Source organism: Steroidobacteraceae bacterium, assembly GCA_041395505.1.
Lineage (GTDB): Bacteria > Pseudomonadota > Gammaproteobacteria > Steroidobacterales > Steroidobacteraceae > JAWLAG01.
The window spans coordinates 771,001-788,202 of sequence record JAWLAG010000002.1; the positions used below are offsets into that span (position 1 = coordinate 771,001).

Below are 17,202 nucleotides of genomic sequence, written 5' to 3' on the forward strand. Positions count from 1 at the left end.
CAACGACACCGCAAACCGCAGCTATCGTCGCAGCGATTATGACGTCACCAACACCGTGCAGGTGAGTTCGCCTCACGCGGTGCTTGCGGCCATCCAGCGCCTGTTCGCCCGGGCATGGCCTGGCGAGCAGTTCAGCAAGCTCCCCGACGCCTTTGCCGATTTTGCGGACTATTTCGCCGGCCGCATGCCAGGCTACAACGGCGTCGACACGGCATACCACGATACCCAGCACACGCTCGATATCACGCTTGCCATGGCGCGGCTGATGTGCGGCTATGAACTCACCGCGAATCCGCCGGACCGCCTCGGCGCTGAGCGCGCCGAGCTTGGCATCCTGACCGCGCTCTTCCACGACGTGGGCTACCTCAGGCAGGCAACCGATGGCCCCCTCGAGAATGGCGCGGAGCTCACTGCGCGACACGTCTCGCGCGGCGCGACTTTCCTCAGCGACTATCTGCCGCGCATCGGTTGCGCCCAACTCGCCCAACGCGCGAGCCTGCTCGTTCACTACACCGGCTATGAGATTCCCCTGCGGGATATTCCGCTGGCCGATCCGCTCGACCGGCAACTCGGCGAGCTGCTGGGTACTGCCGATTACATCGCCCAGATGTCGGATCGCTGCTATCTCGAAAAATGCCGCGACCGGCTCTATCTCGAATTCGTGCTCGGCGGAATTGCCTTGCAGACGTCCGTCAATGGCCGCCAGGTACGTTACGCCTCGGGCCTGGACCTTCTGCGCCAGACGCCGGGATTCATCACCGACGTGCGTCGCAAGCGTCTCGACGGAGAATTTCGCAGCGCCTACCGCCATGTCGAAGCGCTGTTCGATGGCCGCAATCCCTACATGGAATCGCTGGAGCGAAACCTCAGCTATCTCACGCAGATACTGCGTTCCGAGAGCTGGAAAATGCTGCGGCGCAATCCGCCGGTGTTTGCCGCGGTTCCGGATCCAACCACGAGCATGCGCAGCCTGATGCTCGGCTATCTCAAGCGAGCCTGGGCCGGAGACTGACCCCGGGCGCCGGGTCGACGTTGGCGCAGTAACGGGCGTGCAGCGTCTCGAGCTCGGCAAGTATCGCCTCCTTGCCGTCGATCTGGGCGGCCTCGATCGTCTCGCGCAACAGGCGGCTGTCGAGCCGCTGCTGCGAGGGCACCGCCACCGGCGCGTAGCTCAGATGCCAGGGTTCGGGCCGTACGCCGCCGCGAAAGTTCTCGTAGGGTCGATAAAAACCGAAGCGTGCGGCATGCTCGTCGAGCCAACCTGACAGCGCTGCGAACGGACCGGCGCCGGCATACTCCGCGGGGATCAGCTGCAGCTTGTGACCGGCCGCGAGCGCGTTGCCGTCGACCAGATCCACTTCGCTGCCAAAATGGTGACGGCTCGCGCCGGGCAGCGCCGACCAGACCATGATCAGTGCGACGCGACTCGCGCTGTCCAGAGGAAGGACGTCGACCTCCCGTCCCTCGCTGTCCATGACCGGACGTTCGCCCCGAAACTTCTGGTTCCAGATCTGCCGTTGGCGCTCGAAATCCCGAAATCCGGACACGACCCGAAGCGCAATGCCAGCCTTCTCGGCCGCGATGCGCATGCGCCGCAACGGCTCGATGGCGGCGCGATGCACAGGGCAACCGAGATCGTCGCAGTGCAGCACGTGGCTCGACGCGCGGCCGGTCAACTCGAGTTCGCTCAAGGGTTCAATCGCCATCCTGTTCTCATCGCCGGGGTTAGTGCGCATGGCGTCACGTATTGTCGCGTAAAAAAGACATAATCCATCCGATTGTGCCCCAGCCGGCGTATTTTCGCGGTGGCCAGTGCTCGCCGGCAGGCATAAGATGGGGCCACGCCATCCTGTGCGGAGCTGCATCAAGGCGCCGCCCGATCGTGCCGGCGCGCGCAGGTTGACGAAGATAACAAACATGAATTTCTCGAGCTTCAAGTCCCGATACATCGCCGCAGCCTGCGTTTCCGCCCTGCTCGCAACGATCGGCGCGCTGGCTCTTGCCGGCTACTTCGTCGGCACCGAGGCAAACCGCTACGCCTACCTGGTCACCGACGACCTCACGCGGGAGGTGGCGCTCGAGGCGCGGCGCCGGGCCCGCGCGCTTGCGCGCCACGCCGCCGATCTCGCGGCCCCCGGTGTCGACATTGGCGATCCGGACAGCGTCCGCCTCGCGCTCGAGCCGCTCAAGGCCGATGACTATCTCGCCGCCATCGTCATCACGGATACGCGTGGCAGCGAGCTGTTTCGCTGGGGCCGGCCGGGCGAAGGCTCGGGTCCGCTGCAGGAGGCTTCCGAGCCGGTCCGCGTGCGCCAGCGCGATGTGTCGGGCGCCATATTGCCGCAGACCATCGGCGAGGCTCGCGTCGTTTTGCAGGTCGGCGCGGCGCGTCACATCGTCACCGATCTTCGCAACAAGGCACGGGCACTTGGCAACAAGCGCCTCGCCATCGCACTTGCGGCCGCCGGCGCTCTCGGCGCGCTCTCGCTCGCCGCCGCGCTCACCATGGCATGGCTGGCGCTGCGCCGCGCCAGGGCCTCGGTTGCCGATCTCACGCGCCAGGCCGAGCGCCTCGGCCAGGGCGACTACACGCGGCCGGTGCGCATCGAGCAGGGCACGGAGCTCGCGCCGTTGCAGAGCGCGCTCGAGCGCAGCCGCCAGCAGCTGCGCCAGGGCACCATCGGCCGGCACTACCTGATCGACGTCCTGAGCGGCATGAGCGATGCGGTTTTCGTCGCCTCGCCCGAGGGCAACATCAAGATCGCCAATCGCGCTGCCTGCAAGCTAACCGGCTACGCCGAGGAAGAGCTGCTGAACCGCATGCTCACGTCGATCATCGACGAGACGGCCCGCGCCACCTTCAGCGCCGAGGCCACCTACAACGAACCGCTCGAGACCGTGCTGCGCACGCGGCAGGGCCAGACCATCCCGGTCACCATCAGCGGCTCGTGCATCAGCAGCGACGATCCGCAGCTGCAGGGCACGGTGTTCGTTGCGCGCAACGTAACGGACCGCAAGCGCGCCGAACGGCGCATCCGCTACCTGGCCCGCTACGACTCGCTGACGCGCGTGCCTAACCGCATGCAATTCCAGCACCTGCTGCAGCAAGCCATCGCGCGCAGCCTGCGCACGGGCAATGCATTGGCGATGCTCTACGTGGACCTCGATCGCTTCAAGGAGGTCAACGACACTTTCGGACACGCCTCGGGCGATCGTTCGCTCGAGATCCTGAGCGAGCGGCTCACGCGCTGCCTGCCGAAGGAAGCGGTCGCCGGACGCCTCGCCGGCGATGAGTTCGGGGTATTCGTCGAGAACCTCCCCCTCGATGCCGACAATCGCGGTCCGCTCGCGCATCTGGCGCGCTCGCTGCTCGACGAAATCGGCAAGCCCTATCACCTCAACCAGCACGAGGTGTTCCTCACGGCGAGCATAGGCGTTGCGTTCTGCCCGCGCGATGCCGAAAACGTCATCGACCTCATCCGCAATGCCGATGCGGCGATGTACCACTCCAAGGAAAACGGCGGCAATACGTTCGCGTTCTACTCCGCCGACATGAACGCCGCCGCGGTCGAGCGGCTCATGCTGAAGAGCAAGCTGCGCCGCGCGCTCGAGCGCGATGAACTGGTCCTGCAATACCAGCCCAAGGTCGATCTGCGTGACGGGCGCATCGTCGGCGCCGAAGCGCTGCTGCGCTGGCGCCTGCCTGGCCATGGCGATATTCCGCCGGCGCAGTTCATTCCCCTCGCCGAGGAAACCAACCTGATCCTCGACATCGGCGAGTGGGTGCTGGACCGGGTGTGTCGCGACTACCGTGAACTGCATGCGGAGGTTGGCGATCCGGGCCGTATCTCGCTCAACCTGTCGCTGAAGCAGCTCCGCCAGGCGAGCTTCATCCTGCGCTGCAGATCGGTATTTCGCCGCCACGGTGTCGCGCCGACGGCATTCGAGCTCGAGATTACAGAGACGACACTCATGGCGGACGGCAAGCGCACGGTGCGTCTGCTCGATGAGCTCTACGCCATGGGCCTGCATCTGTCGATCGACGATTTTGGCACGGGCTACTCGTCCTTGTCGGCGCTGCAGCAATTCCCGATCGGCACGCTCAAGATCGACCGCTCCTTCGTGCGCGAGGTCAATGAGAACAGCGGCGATGCCACGATCGTCCGCACCATCATCGACATGGGCCGCAGCCTCGGCATGCAGGTGGTTGCGGAGGGTGTCGAAACACGCGCGCATCTCGCCTTCCTGCGCAGCAATCGCTGCCAGTTTGGCCAGGGCCGGCTGTTCGGCGAGCCATGCGAGGCCGAACAACTGCTCGCATTGCTCGCGTCGCAGGCGCGCGGTGAACTGCCTTTCGCAAACCTCGTTCGCGACGATACGGCGACACCCGAGAGCTCGACGTCGCGGCTGGCCTGACCGGGACCGCCCGCGACGGGCGTGGGCCGCAGTCGACGCATGACTAGCGCGGCGGCGGCGGCGCAAACCCGAAGGCCGGCGGCGGCCAGAATCTGTTCGGCACGGCATCATCGATGCAATCGAGCAGGCCGCGACGGCAGAGCGTTTCACGCCATTCGTATTTCAGGAAGATTCTCTGGCTCGGCATTGCCGCAGCGACAAAATGGACTCGGCGCGCCGGTTCGCGCCGCGACTCACCCCAGCCGGTGCCGGCGCTAGCGGCCTTGTCGGCGCGCCGCGCAGCGCTCTCGCTTGCAGGCGCCGCAGGTTGCGCCACCTCGGGCTCCGGGGCGATCGCGGGCGGGTGCTCCTCTTCGAAGATCGCAATGGCAATCACGCCAGGAGCAGAATCATCGCCGAAGGCGGCGGCATAGGACTGCGGCCAGCGCGTGAAATAAAACGCCTGCACGGTCTCTAGGCTACTGCGCCACCCGGAATACTCCTGTTCCACATAAGGGTCGAGCACATACTTGGGCTCCTCGACCGACAGGTCCGAGCGCGCACCATTGATGATATTGCGGCCATCGACGGCGATGACCGCCGCAACGCGTGCGCCGCTTCGGTTGTGCAGACGAATGCGATAGCGCTGCCCGGGAAGGGCGAGCAGGTAGGCACGCTGCTGCCCGGCTGCCGCCGGCTGCAGTGCAATCGCCTGCAACGGCTCGCCGGCCAGGGATTCGACCGAGACCTCGACGGGCGCCATGCGCAGCTCGGGGGCTACAGGTTCGTGCGCCTGCAACGGCAAGCTGGCGCCGGCAAGCGCTAGCAACAGCAAAGGCACGGAGGTGTATCTGGGCATGAAAGTCTCCACGTCGCGGATTGGTTGCGTTCGCGTGGATGTAAAACGGCGTACCCAAGCGCCCCGGGTTAGGCGAAGATCGGCAGTGGGAAGCTGCGAAGAAAAAAGGGCGAGCCACTTGCGCAGCCCGCCCCCGTTGGGGGGTCAACCGTCTGCGGGAGACGTCTGACCAACCAGATTTTCCCGCTGGCGCAAGGTGTTGTCAAGTATTTGAATAGGCCGAATCTGTACAAGACCTATACAAACCACCCGGTCTCGGGCTCTGCATGCGCTGGCTGAGCCGACGACGTCTGATCGCCCTGCTCATCGGCTGTGTGTGGGCCGGTACAACGCTGTGGCATCTGCACAAGCCGCTGCCCGCCGGATTGCACACGGATGGCGCCTGGCAGAGCGTTCCAGCCGATCAATTGCGCTTCCTTGCCGACGTGACCGGCGCCGACGCCTACGGCCAGCCGATCATCCGCCAGGAAATTTTCGACGAATGGTTCGCCGTGATCGCGCGTGCGCGACGCTACATCGTCATCGACATGTTCCTGTTCAACGACCACAGCGGCCGCATGAGTACGGAGCGCGCACCACTGCGCCCTCTGTCGCGCGAGCTGCGCGATGCCCTGCTGGCGGCGCGCGCGCGGACACCGCAACTGCGGGTACTGCTGATCGTCGATCCCATCAACGACGTCTACGGCGGTGACCCGTCCCCCGACCTCGCCCTGCTGCAGGACGCCGGAATCGACGTCGTGCGCTGTGACCTCGATCGGCTGCGCGATTCCAATCCCTGGTACTCAGGCGCCTGGCGGTTGCTGCTGTCCTGGTGGCTCAAGCCCGCCAGGGAGCCGGGCTGGTTGCCCAATCCGTTCGAATCCGGACCGGATGGCGTCGGGTTCGGCAGCTGGGCGCGGCTTGCCAATCTCAAGGCCGATCACCGCAAGGTCCTGCTGGCCGACGACGGTGGGGCCGGCATCGTCGGCATCGTCGGCTCGGCCAATGCCCACGATGCGAGCTCGGCGCACTCGAATGTTGCCATCGAGCTGAGCGGCGGAGCGTTGCAGCCCCTGCTTGCGAGCGAGCTTGCGATAGCACGCTTCTCGCATTGGCGCGGTGACTGGCTCGAACCGATCCTGCGCGAGCTGCCGCCCATCGCGCCGCAACCCGGCGCGACACTCGATGTCGCGGTGCACACGGAGGGTGCGATTGCGGATTTTGCGCGCGAACGCATCGCGGCGACGCGCGCCGGCGATCGCATCGACATTGCGATGTTCTACCTGTCGTATCGACCGATCATCGATGCACTGCTCGAGGCGGCCGAGCGCGGCGTCGTCATCCGGTTGCTGCTCGATCCAAACAAGGATGCTTTCGGTCGCGTCAAGTCCGGCCGGCCGAACCGGCCCGTCGCCGCGGAACTGGTCAGCGCCAGCAACGGCGCCATACGGGTGCGCTGGTATCGCACCCACGGCGAGCAATTCCACAGCAAGCTGCTGCTGGTGCAGAGCGGCGAGACTGTCTGGGTAAGCGCCGGCTCGGCGAATTTCACGCGGCGCAACATCGGTGATTTCAATCTCGAGGCGAATCTCAGCGTGCGTGCGCCCGCGGGTTCGGGATTTGCGCAGATGGTTGGCGATTATTTCGAGCTGCTGTGGCAGAACCGCGCACCGGTCGGCGTGGAATACAGCGCGGAGTATCCGGTGTACGCCGATGCCAGGCAGAGCTCCTATATCGCTTATCGCGTGATGGAGGCGACCGGACTGTCCTCGTTCTGAGCCGAAGCCGCCTCGCCGCGCGCGATGACTTCGCGATTCACCTCGCGCAACGCCTGTTGCGTTGCCTGCTCGAATGCCGTCACCACGGCCGCCATGCGATTCGCCGCTGCCTGGACCTCGGCAGTTACGGTGAATGTCCCGAGCAATTGCCGCTGCCGCTCGCTCCCCAGCAGACAGTCGAACCGAACCCGCACGACGGGCGGCGTCGCCTGCGAATAATCGGCCCAGAATTCCGTCACCCTGAGCGAGAGCAGCAGTTCGGCCGCGAACGGATCCTGCTCCTCCACCACCGCCCTGAAGCCGCCGCTGTCGAGCAATTGCTGGCGCACCAGGGCACCGATCATGTCGGGCGTTTCAGCCGCCCATTCGCTTGCCGCAAACACATCGAGGCGGTGATCGGGTCCGAGAAGCACGATGCGTTCGCTGGCGAGTCCGGGCGCGACCGACGGCCGCGCAACCGCGATCGTCGGGCCCTCGCTTGTCGCCGGACCGGCTGTGCCCGCTACGCGCAGGACATAGACCGTGGGTTGCGTATCGCGACTGACGAAACCGCTGCTGCAGGCGCCGAGCGCCGCAACCAGCAGTAGCGAGCAAAGTCTCATCGGGCGATCTCCATGCCTTTGGGTTGCGGCTGGTAAATGATCTGCGACGGATTGTCCTTGAGGCTGCGCGAGAGCCGGTCGAATTCCTGCATCGCGAGGCGACTGTCGCGCAACAGGCGCTCGAACTCGGGCAAGGTGCGCGCCGAGAAGGCCTGCAGATCATCCTGGTTGGCTGCGAGTACGGCATCGAGCCGCGCCGTGGTATTGGCGAGGTTATCGGCCACCTCGCGCACGCGTGCGATGGTGCGCTTGAAATCGGGCCCAGCGGTGTCTGTGACCGCCCGTGCCTGACTCGCGACCGCGCCGACCTCGCGCGCGGTCTGGCGCAGCTCACCGAGCAAGGCACGCGATTCACGCACCACCTCCGGCAGCCCCGTCGCCGCTGTTTCGATCGAATTCACGGTCCGGGTGATGGCCGCGATGTTGGCGTCGCTCAGGACGGCATTCAATCGCGAGGCAACATCGCCCGCCCGCGCCATGACATCCGGCAGGCTACGCACGAATTCGTCGAAATTCGAGCGCACCGAGGGGATCACCGGATACCTTTCGCTCGGCACTGCGGCGGTCAGCGTGCTCGAGTCGCGCGAGCGCACCAGGTCGATGTACAGCAGTCCCGTGACACCCTGGAGCGACAATTCGGCGACCGTCTGGTCGGATACGGGCGCGGTGGAATCGACATCCGCCACAATCTGCACGCGCGTTGCGGATCGCTTGTCGATGCGGATGTCGACCACGCGACCGACGTCGACACCGAGGTAGCGCACGGTGCTGCCCTTGGTGAGGCCGCTGACACTCGAGTCGAAATAGATTTCATAGCGCGTGAATTCACGCTTGTCACTGGCATCCGAATACCAGTAGACGAACAGCCCGCCCATGACGATGACCAGCAGCACGAATGCGCCGACCGCCGCGTAATTGGCCTCACGCTCCATACGCTTCCTCCGCGGCGTGGCGACGGCCGCGCAGGCCGTGGAAATAAGCCTGGATCCACGGGTGGGGATTCGCAACGATTTCCGCGAGCGTTCCGCTTTGCATTTTCCGATCCACGATCACTCCGACACGGTTACACACTCTGAAGATCGTGTCGAGATCGTGCGTGATCATCACCACGGTCAGGCCGAGCTGCTGCTGCAGCTCGAGCACCAGCTCGTCGAAGTCGGCCGCGCTGATCGGATCGAGACCGGAGGTTGGTTCATCGAGGAACAGCAATCGCGGGTCGAGCGCCAGTGCGCGCGCGAGGGCCGCGCGTTTGATCATGCCGCCCGACAATTGCGCCGGATACTTCTGCGCGGCATCAGGTGGCAGGCCGACCAGGCGTAATTTGAGCCGCGCGAGCCCGTCGAGCACGGCTGCATCGAGGTCAAGATGCTCGAGCATCGGCAACTGCACGTTCTGCAACACATTGAGCGAGCTGTAGAGCGCGCCTTGCTGGAACGTCACGCCGTAGCCAGCCTTCACCCGGCGCAGCTCGCCATCATCGAGCGCAGCAAGATCGCGACCGCCGATGCGCACGCGGCCGGCATCGGGTTTGTGCAGGCCAAGGATGGTGCGAAGCAGCACGGACTTTCCCGAGCCCGATCCGCCGACGATGCCGAAGATCTCGCCTTCGTCGACCTGCATGTCGAGCCCATCGTGCACGACCTGCGGCCCGAAGCGATTGCATACACCCTCGACTTCGACCAGCAACGCCATCAGATATCGAGCTCCATGAACAGCACCGCGAACAGGGCATCGGCGAGTATGACCAGGAAGATCGACTGTACGACCGCGACCGTGGTCAGGCGGCCGAGCTCGCGCGACGAGCCGCGCACCTGCAGGCCGCGAAACGTGCCGGAAGCCGCGATCAACATTGCGAATACCGGCGCCTTGATCATGCCGACCCAGAAGGTGGTTGGTGCAATCGCCTCGATCATCCGCGACGCATATTGCACGAAGGGCATGTCGAGCAGGGCACGGCACAGTATGGCGCCGCCGGCAAGGCCAACGCAGTCGGCTATGATGGTCAAGAGCGGCAGGGCGATGACGAGTCCGACGATGCGCGGCATGATCAGCACCTCGGCCGGGTCGACACCTGTGGCATCGAGCGCATCGACCTCCTCGTTCAGTTGCATCGCGCCGAGTTCGGCGGCGAACGAACTGCCCGAGCGGCCCGCAACGATGATTGCGGTGAGCAATACGCCCATTTCGCGCAACACGCCCACGGTCACCAGGTCCACCACGAAGATGTCGGCACCGAATTTGCGCAGCTGCTGCGCGCCCATGTAGGCGACGATCACGCTGATCAGGAAGGCGATCAGCGCGACGATCGGTATGGCAGTGATGCCGGTGTCGTAGATATGGCGTGCGATGGATACGGGACGGCTGCGTCGCGGCCTGCGCAGGATAGAGCCGGCGCGACTTGCAAGCAGCCCGATGAAGGCGAGCCCGGCGATGCTGTCGCGCCAGCGCCGTACGGCAGCAAGGCCCAGCCGCTCGAGCGCGGGCCGTGTTTCGCCCGCCGCGGCGGCAGCGCGGCCGCTTTCGCTCGCAGCGCTCGTGCGCACAAGGCGCAACGGTTCGGGCTCCTGCGGCAAAAAGCGCACCGCACCGCCGCGCGCCTCGACCGCCAAGACGAAGCGCTGCAGCAGCCAGGCAGCCGAAACGTCGAGTGCTACGAGTTCTCCGGTGTCGAAACTCAGGTGCTGCGCCGAAGCGCCACCGAGCGCGTCGAGCTCGGCCGTGATCTGTCGCGACTTTGCGAGCGTCCACTCGCCGCACAGGCGGTAGCTGCCCTCGGCCTCCTGGCGGCGGATGAGCGTCATGGCGCGCCGCAGGGTAACCGCGCGGGTGCGCTGGTCAGCCCAGGCGTTTGTGGCTGCCGTCGCACAGCGGCGCGTTGTGGGTCTGCTTGCAGCAGCAGAACCATAGCTGCTGCGAACTCTCCGCCTGGTACTTCAGCGGAGCGAATTCGCTGCCCTTGTGCGCACCATCGCAGAAAGGCTGATTCGCGGATTTTCCGCAGCGGCACCACCAGTAGGTCTTGCCCGCTTCGACCTCGACGGCAATCGGCTTGGTATCGGCTACTACGGCTTCGGCCATGTGGCGCTCGCTCCTTCGCTTTGTGTCAAACTTCCTGCAGATTGTAAGCAGGATTGACCATGACGGATATCGGCACGCCGCTCGGCAGCGGCGCAACCCGGCTCATGCTGCTGGGATCAGGCGAGCTCGGCAAGGAGGTCGTTATCGAGGCACAGCGCCTCGGCGTCGAAGTGATCGCGGTGGATCGCTACGCCAATGCCCCCGCGATGCAGGTCGCGCACCACGCGGAAGTGGTCAACATGCTCGATGCTGCGGCGCTCGATGCGCTGGTGCGACGCTACCGGCCCGATTTGATCGTGCCTGAAATCGAAGCCATCGCGACGCCGAAGCTGCTCGAGCTCGAGGCCGACGGATTTCGCGTCATCCCGACGGCGCGCGCCGCGCGCCTGACCATGGACCGCGAAGGCATCCGCCGTCTCGCTGCCGAGGAACTCGCGCTACCCACGTCGCCGTATCGGTTCGCCTCGACCGAAGAGGAATATCGCGCTGCCGTCGCTGAGATCGGCCTGCCCTGCGTCGTCAAACCAGTCATGTCGAGTTCGGGCAAGGGACAGAGCCTGGTGCGCAACGACACCGAGATCGAGCCGGCCTGGCGTTACGCCCAGTCCGGTGGCCGGGCGGGCGCCGGACGCGTGATCGTCGAGGGCTTCATCCGCTTCGACTACGAGATCACCCTGCTGACCGTGCGCCATGCGGGCGGCACCAGCTTCTGCGCGCCGATCGGTCACCTGCAGATCGATGGCGACTACCGCGAGTCCTGGCAACCGCAGCCGATGAGCGCCGCGGCCCTCGAGCGCTCGCAGCAGATCGCCGGCGCGATCACCGCCAACCTGGGCGGCCACGGCATCTTCGGGGTCGAGCTTTTCGTCCGGGGCGACGAGGTTTACTTCAGCGAGGTCTCGCCGCGGCCGCACGACACCGGCATGGTGACGCTGATTTCGCAGGACCTGAGCGAATTCGCCCTGCACCTGCGCGCCATCCTTGGGCTATCGGTCCCGAATATCTGCCTGCACGGTCCGTCGGCGTCGGTTGCGATCGTCCTCGAGGGCGCCGGCAACGACATCCGCTTCCATGGCCTGGAGTCGGTGCTCGGCGAAGCCGATACATCGCTGCGGCTTTTCGGCAAACCGGAAATCAACGGCAAACGGCGCATGGGCGTGGCGCTTGCCCGCGGCGAGGATCTCGAGCAGGCATTGCAACGCGCCCGGCACGTCGCGACGGCGGTGAGCGCGGGAGCGCACATCGCTCGACGCTGAGCGCGGCCGCGCTGCCGCGGCTCAGGTATCGTCGCGGTAGCGGCGCACGCGCACGGTCAGGAACGCGAGCGCCGCCGCGATAGCCACACCGAGCCACAATTCGGCGCTGCCGAGCAGCCCACTGGCATCGAATCGGTCCATGCTGTCGATGACCGTCCCGACAGCCTTGTCAGCGGACCCGCCGCTGACCGCGACTTTCTGGCTGGCGCCGAGGGCGGTGAGAAAGCCCGTGAAACGGTGCCCGAGAAAATCGGCAACGTGGTCCGTATCGAAGGTCCATTTCTCCGCGACGATCAGCACCAGCACCGGGACGAATACCCAGACGAACACGTTGCGCTTGGCCCAGGCCGACACCAGCAACAGGAACGCTGCCAGGGGCGCATACCACAGTATGGCGACCAGCATGTCGAGTGCGATCAGGGCGCTCGTCTTCAGCCACAACCCGAACTGCCAGTTGAGCAACGGTTCGAACGGCGTGTCGCTGAACTTCCACTCGAGTATTGGTACGGCGATCGCCCCCGTCAGGAGCGAGTAGCACAGCACCAGGACAGGCACGGCGATCAACGCCGTCGCAAGCTTGGATGCAACGGTTGCCGTATCGGACACCGGCAACGAACGCCAGAACAGGATGCTGCGGTCCTTGCGCTCACCATAGAGCGCGTCGGCCAGGTAGAAAACCAGCAGCACCAGCATCACGAGGAGCTGTGCCACGAATAGCCCGCCGATGACGGCCACCGTGATCTTCTGCTGCCGTTCCGGCGTCATTGCCGACAGCCATTGCATGGCCGAGTCGGCATCGACCTTGCTGTCGTTGATTTGCACATCGCCCGCATTGATACGGACCTGAACGCCGCTACCCGGCGAAATCGTCGCGCCGAGCAATAGCACCATCGCGGTGATCAGCGGCGCAATCCACAATGCGCGATGCTCCCAGAACTCGCGTCGCACGAGCATGATCATGGCTTTCATGCGTTCTTTGCTCCCGCTGCGCCGGCATCGGCCTGCATGGTCGCTACGAAGAGGTCGGCCACCGATGGCGTGCGCAGCTCGCCGAAGGCGCGCAGCTGCTCGGCCGGCACGCCATCGAAAATCATCGCCAGACGCCCGAAGACTTCGCGCTCGTGTATCGGGCGTAACGGCCGCAATTCGGCAGCCCGCTCGCTCGTGGTCGTCACCTGCACGAAGCGCGAGCCGATGTCCTCGACGGCGCAATCGACGATCACCTTGCCATGACGGATGAAGACGATGTCCGTCAGGATGTTTTCGATCTCCTCGATCTGGTGTGTCGTCAGGATGATGGTGCGTTCCCTGTCGAAATAGTCGTTGAGCAGGGTGTCGTAGAACGCGCGCCGGTAGAGCAGATCGAGCCCGAGCGTCGGTTCGTCGAGCACCAGCAGCCGCGCATCGATTGCGAGAATGAGCGCGAGGTGCAGCTGCGTCACCATGCCCTTGGACAATTGGCGCACGCGACGGTCGGGCTTGATGTCGGTGCGTGCAAGGAACTCCTCGGCACGGGCGCGGTTGAAACGCGGATGCACGCCGGCCACGAAATCGAGCGTCTGCGACACACGTATCCACCGGGGCAGCACGGCGACATCGGCGATGAAACAGATATCCCGCATCAGTTCATCGCGTGCCTGGCGCGGGTCGCGGCCGAGTACGTTCAACTCGCCCGTGAATGGTGTGAGACCGAGTATTGCTTTGAGCGCTGTGGTCTTGCCGGCGCCATTGGGCCCGACCATTCCCACGATGCGTCCGGGCTCGACGCTGAAGCTGACGTTGTCGAGCGCCCGGGTATCGCCGTAGGACTTGCAGAGCCCTTTTGCGTCAATCAGAGCTGTCATTGTCGCTGTCCGTTGTTTTGACCCAGGGTGCGGCGTTCGGCTGCGCGGGTTCGCGCGCCATCAGTTCGCCGAGATCGAGCCCAAGGCGGAGGATGGTGGCATGCACTTTGGGCCACTCGTCCTCCAGAAAACGCATTTTCTCATCCTTCATCAGCGCCTTGCGTGCGCCGGGGCTCACGAACATGCCGCGGCCGCGGCGCTTTTCGACGAGTTGTTCGTCGACCAGCTGCTGGTAGCCCTTCAGTACCGTGAGTGGATTGAGCCGAAACTCGGCGGCAACGCTGCGCACCGAGGGCAGAGGGTCGCCCTCGGCCAGCACGCCTTCCAGGATCATCGCCACCACGCGGTCGCGCAGTTGGCGATAAATCGGTTGGCCGTCATCCCACTTCGGATCCATCAGGGTCTGTCGCGTTGTCTGTTGCACTAGCCTAGCCTGCTAGAGTAGCAGAGCACCCTCTCAGCCAGCGCGGACCGCGCTGTCGCCCGCCTTGGATTCGCTCGAGACTACGACCACGGCGTCATCGCCCGCTGCGGCCCAGTGGGAAACGGCCGTCGCATTGACGAAGCTGATGCCCGAGGCAAACGTGATGATGACGGCGGCCAGAAAGCTGAGGACGACTTCGCCGAAATTGATGGTCTTGGTGTTCATGATGATCTCCTTGGTGTCTGTCTGCGGCACTCTCACCGTGAGTGTGCTGCTGCTGTGGTGTTATATATAACTACAACACTCAATCAGACGCAAGGGGGCCAGCTCGATAAATTTGTAACTCATTGAAAATATGAAATATTTAGTTAGCCCCAGGCTGTTGCACCCCGCGTTAGAGGGGCATGGACCTGCAGGAACCAGGACGCCTGGGGGTGCCTCCACCCACAAGAAAGCGGGCGACGCGGCAGCGTCACGCCGGTAGATTGGCCGGCATGGAGGGCTCGGACGAGGAACTGATGCAACGCTACTCGGCTGGCGAGCCCGGTGCTTTCGATACGCTCTATGCACGTCATCGCACGGCGCTTTATCGCTACCTGCTGCGCCAGTCCCGCGACGCCGCCGTGACCGATGATTTGTTCCAGGAGACCTGGTCGCGCGTCATCAGCAGCCGGGAGCGCTACCAGCCAACCGCCCGCTTTCGCACCTACCTGTTTCACCTTGCGCATAACTGTTTCATCGATCACTACCGCCGCCGCAAGGCGCGCCCCGAAGTCGGCGCGGAGCCCGGCCTCGAGGAGCGCATCGCTGCCGATGAGGGCAGCGATCCCGCGCAGCGTGTGGAGGCCGCTGTCATGCGACGTCGCTACCTTCGCGCGCTGGAGTCCTTGCCGGCCGAACAACGCGACACGTTCCTGTTGTACGAAGAGGCGGGGCTGTCACTCGACGATATTGGCGGCGTCATGGGCGTCGCCGCCGAAACCGCCAAGAGCCGGCTGCGCTACGCCGTGGCCAAACTCAAGAAAGCATTGGCATCCGGTGCCGGCAAGGCGCCGCTCTATCTAGTGGAGCAACCCGAATGAGCGGGCTCGACGATCGGGATTTCGACGCCTATTTGCGTAGCGGCAAGCGCTTGCTCGAGCAGGAAACCGATCTCACGGAACACACGCTCGAGCCGCCGCCGCAACTCGATGCCGCGATCCTGCGTCATGCACGCCAAAGCATCCGCGCCGAAGCCGAAGACAATGCGCCGCGCTACATCACCGGCTCGCGCTGGACCATGCCGGTCGCATTGGCCGCCACGCTGGTACTCGCCTTCGGCATCATGTGGAACCTCGAGCCGCGGCCGGTCCTGCCGGGCGAGGCGCCTGTCGCGGCGCCGGAGGTGGCCGCGACAATCGCAGACAGCGACCAGCCGGCGGCCGGTCAGGCTCAGGCCAAAACGGACGAAGCCGAACCGCCGATCGCCTCGAAAGTGCCGCAGCCGCGCGAGCCCGCCGCGATCGCGCGCACGACGCCGGCACCACGCGCAATGCCCCAACCTGCCGCGCGGACTGCCGAGCGACCGGCCGCTCCACCACCACCCGGTGCGAATGCCGCACCGGCGCTGGACGGCCTGGCCGCAACGCTGGAAGACAAGGCCCGCGAGGATCGGGATGCCGCGCCGCGAAGCGAGGCCGCGGCTGTCAGCGCGGCGCGCCGCGAGCAAACGGCAGCCGCCAGCGAGGTGGCGAGCGGCGCGGCTGCATCGCCCGATACATCAAAATCGGCCGCAGCTGCGCCCAACTATCGGCAAGACCCCGAGCGCTGGCTCGCGCGCATCCGCGAACTGCTGGATGCGGGCGAGCTGGCGGCCGCCGCCGAGGAGGCGCGCCTCTTCCGCGAAAGCTATCCCCAACGCGCGGCGGATTTGCCCTAGAATCCTCGCCCTTTGCGCGGAGCTTTGCGGCATGAAATCACCCGTCAACGTCGCCATCACGGGAGCGGCAGGACAAATCGGCTATGCGCTCGCTTTTCGCGTCGCCTCTGGCCAGATGCTGGGCCAGGACCAGCCCATCAACCTGCATTTGCTCGAGATCACGCCGGCCCTGCAGGCGCTCGCGGGCGTCGTGATGGAGCTGAACGACTGCGCTTTCCCGACGCTCAACCGCGTCGTGGCCACGGATGATGCGCGCGTGGGTTTCAAGGACTGCGACGTCGCGATGCTGGTCGGCGCGAGGCCGCGCGGCCCCGGCATGGAGCGCAAGGACCTGCTGCTCGCCAATGCGCAGATCTTCTCCGCCCAGGGCAAGGCGCTCAACGATGTCGCGAGCCGCAAAGTGCGCGTGCTGGTGGTCGGCAATCCGGCCAATACCAATGCGCTGATCGCCGCGAGCAACGCGCCGGACCTGCCGCGACGCAATTTCACTGCCATGACACGGCTCGATCACAATCGGGCGTTGAGCCAGCTGGCCGAGAAGACCGGCAAGCACATCAACGACATCTCGCGGATGATCATCTGGGGCAACCACTCGTCGACACAGTATCCCGACCTCAGCCATTGCCTGGTGGGCGGCAAGCCCGCGCGGAGCCTGGTGGACCAGAAGTGGATCGAGTCGGAATTCATTCCGACCGTTCAGCAGCGCGGCGCGGCCATCATCAAGGCGCGCGGCGCGTCCTCAGCGGCCTCGGCCGCATCCGCCGCCATCGACCATGTGCGCGACTGGGTGCGCGGCTCGCCCGCCGGCGAGTATCTCAGCATGGCGGTGCCGGCCGACGGCAGCTATGGCATCCGCGAGGGTGTCGTCTATTCCTATCCGGTCATCTGCAAGAACGGCGACTACCAGATCGTGCCGGGCCTTGCCATCGACGAGTTCAGCCGCCATCGCCTGGATGCCACCGACAAGGAACTGCGCGAAGAGCGCGACGGGGTGAAGGAACTGCTCCCCAACTGAGCCTGGCATTGCCTCAGGCGGCCGCACGGCTGGCCGCCGGCGAGCGCTGCGGGC

The 17,202-nt window shown here is 65.3% G+C and carries 18 protein-coding genes; 7 read left to right on the forward strand and 11 right to left on the reverse strand.

Annotated elements, in window-relative coordinates; genetic code table 11:
* The first annotated feature begins 61 nt into the window (after window positions 1-61).
* Window positions 62-1,012, forward strand: a complete 951-nt coding sequence (locus R3E77_16160) for a hypothetical protein (protein ID MEZ5500950.1) — start codon at window positions 62-64, stop codon at window positions 1,010-1,012.
* On the opposite strand, the gene R3E77_16165 is transcribed toward R3E77_16160, so the two are convergent.
* The gene (locus tag R3E77_16165) at window positions 987-1,736 is read right to left on the reverse strand and encodes a M15 family metallopeptidase (GenBank protein MEZ5500951.1); all 750 of its coding nucleotides are present in this window, start codon (window positions 1,734-1,736) and stop codon (window positions 987-989) included. The two genes, R3E77_16160 and R3E77_16165, sit on opposite strands and share 26 nt — an antisense overlap.
* A gap of 181 nt (window positions 1,737-1,917) precedes the next feature.
* Between R3E77_16165 and R3E77_16170 the strand changes: the two genes are divergently transcribed.
* Window positions 1,918-4,416: an EAL domain-containing protein gene (locus tag R3E77_16170; protein MEZ5500952.1), complete on the forward strand. Its 2,499-nt coding sequence runs from the start codon at window positions 1,918-1,920 to the stop codon at window positions 4,414-4,416.
* Window positions 4,417-4,459: 43 nt separating this feature from the next.
* Here R3E77_16170 and R3E77_16175 read toward each other — a convergent pair whose 3' ends face one another.
* On the reverse strand, window positions 4,460-5,254 hold the full coding sequence (locus R3E77_16175; protein MEZ5500953.1) for a hypothetical protein: 795 nt from the start codon (window positions 5,252-5,254) through the stop codon (window positions 4,460-4,462).
* 266 nt (window positions 5,255-5,520) lie between these two features.
* Between R3E77_16175 and R3E77_16180 the strand changes: the two genes are divergently transcribed.
* Window positions 5,521-7,011 carry a phospholipase D-like domain-containing protein gene (locus R3E77_16180; GenBank protein MEZ5500954.1) on the forward strand — a complete coding sequence of 497 codons (1,491 nt, stop codon included), beginning with the start codon at window positions 5,521-5,523 and terminating at the stop codon, window positions 7,009-7,011.
* Here R3E77_16180 and R3E77_16185 read toward each other — a convergent pair.
* From R3E77_16185 to R3E77_16205, 5 genes are read right to left on the reverse strand one after another with little or no spacing between them, the layout of a single operon-like run.
* Complete coding sequence (locus tag R3E77_16185; GenBank protein ID MEZ5500955.1) at window positions 6,972-7,613, reverse strand: ABC-type transport auxiliary lipoprotein family protein; 642 nt, start codon at window positions 7,611-7,613, stop codon at window positions 6,972-6,974. The two genes, R3E77_16180 and R3E77_16185, sit on opposite strands and share 40 nt — an antisense overlap.
* The gene (locus tag R3E77_16190) at window positions 7,610-8,545 is read right to left on the reverse strand and encodes an MlaD family protein (protein MEZ5500956.1); all 936 of its coding nucleotides are present in this window, start codon (window positions 8,543-8,545) and stop codon (window positions 7,610-7,612) included. Before R3E77_16190 ends, R3E77_16185 begins: the two co-directional genes overlap by 4 nt.
* Window positions 8,535-9,305 (reverse strand): ATP-binding cassette domain-containing protein, encoded by a 771-nt coding sequence (locus tag R3E77_16195; GenBank protein ID MEZ5500957.1) that lies wholly within the window; start codon window positions 9,303-9,305, stop codon window positions 8,535-8,537. The genes R3E77_16190 and R3E77_16195 overlap by 11 nt, the downstream gene beginning before the upstream one ends.
* A complete protein-coding gene (locus tag R3E77_16200) occupies window positions 9,305-10,414 on the reverse strand; it encodes an ABC transporter permease (GenBank protein MEZ5500958.1) in 1,110 nt (369 codons plus the stop codon). Before R3E77_16200 ends, R3E77_16195 begins: the two co-directional genes overlap by 1 nt.
* 34 nt (window positions 10,415-10,448) lie before the next feature.
* Window positions 10,449-10,691 carry a CDGSH iron-sulfur domain-containing protein gene (locus R3E77_16205; GenBank protein ID MEZ5500959.1) on the reverse strand — a complete coding sequence of 81 codons (243 nt, stop codon included), beginning with the start codon at window positions 10,689-10,691 and terminating at the stop codon, window positions 10,449-10,451.
* A 59-nt stretch (window positions 10,692-10,750) separates the two neighbouring features.
* Here R3E77_16205 and purT point away from each other — a divergent pair, with 59 nt between their 5' ends.
* Window positions 10,751-11,947, forward strand: coding sequence for a formate-dependent phosphoribosylglycinamide formyltransferase (gene purT, locus R3E77_16210; protein MEZ5500960.1), 1,197 nt, complete (start codon window positions 10,751-10,753; stop codon window positions 11,945-11,947).
* A 21-nt stretch (window positions 11,948-11,968) separates the two neighbouring features.
* Here purT and R3E77_16215 read toward each other — a convergent pair whose 3' ends face one another.
* The 4 genes from R3E77_16215 to R3E77_16230 are packed head-to-tail and all read right to left on the reverse strand — an operon-like array spanning window position 11,969 to window position 14,440.
* The gene (locus R3E77_16215; protein MEZ5500961.1) at window positions 11,969-12,916 is read right to left on the reverse strand and encodes a hypothetical protein; all 948 of its coding nucleotides are present in this window, start codon (window positions 12,914-12,916) and stop codon (window positions 11,969-11,971) included.
* The gene (locus tag R3E77_16220) at window positions 12,913-13,791 is read right to left on the reverse strand and encodes an ABC transporter ATP-binding protein (GenBank protein ID MEZ5500962.1); all 879 of its coding nucleotides are present in this window, start codon (window positions 13,789-13,791) and stop codon (window positions 12,913-12,915) included. The genes R3E77_16215 and R3E77_16220 overlap by 4 nt, the downstream gene beginning before the upstream one ends.
* Window positions 13,775-14,215, reverse strand: a complete 441-nt coding sequence (locus tag R3E77_16225) for a GntR family transcriptional regulator (protein MEZ5500963.1) — start codon at window positions 14,213-14,215, stop codon at window positions 13,775-13,777. The genes R3E77_16220 and R3E77_16225 overlap by 17 nt, the downstream gene beginning before the upstream one ends.
* Before the next feature lie 33 nt (window positions 14,216-14,248).
* Window positions 14,249-14,440: a hypothetical protein gene (locus tag R3E77_16230; protein MEZ5500964.1), complete on the reverse strand. Its 192-nt coding sequence runs from the start codon at window positions 14,438-14,440 to the stop codon at window positions 14,249-14,251.
* Window positions 14,441-14,709: 269 nt separating this feature from the next.
* Here R3E77_16230 and R3E77_16235 point away from each other — a divergent pair, with 269 nt between their 5' ends.
* From R3E77_16235 to R3E77_16245, 3 genes are read left to right on the forward strand one after another with little or no spacing between them, the layout of a single operon-like run.
* Window positions 14,710-15,297: an RNA polymerase sigma factor gene (locus tag R3E77_16235; GenBank protein ID MEZ5500965.1), complete on the forward strand. Its 588-nt coding sequence runs from the start codon at window positions 14,710-14,712 to the stop codon at window positions 15,295-15,297.
* Complete coding sequence (locus R3E77_16240) at window positions 15,294-16,133, forward strand: hypothetical protein (GenBank protein MEZ5500966.1); 840 nt, start codon at window positions 15,294-15,296, stop codon at window positions 16,131-16,133. The genes R3E77_16235 and R3E77_16240 overlap by 4 nt, the downstream gene beginning before the upstream one ends.
* A gap of 31 nt (window positions 16,134-16,164) precedes the next feature.
* A complete protein-coding gene (locus R3E77_16245) occupies window positions 16,165-17,148 on the forward strand; it encodes a malate dehydrogenase (GenBank protein MEZ5500967.1) in 984 nt (327 codons plus the stop codon).
* The last annotated feature ends 54 nt before the right edge of the window (window positions 17,149-17,202 follow it).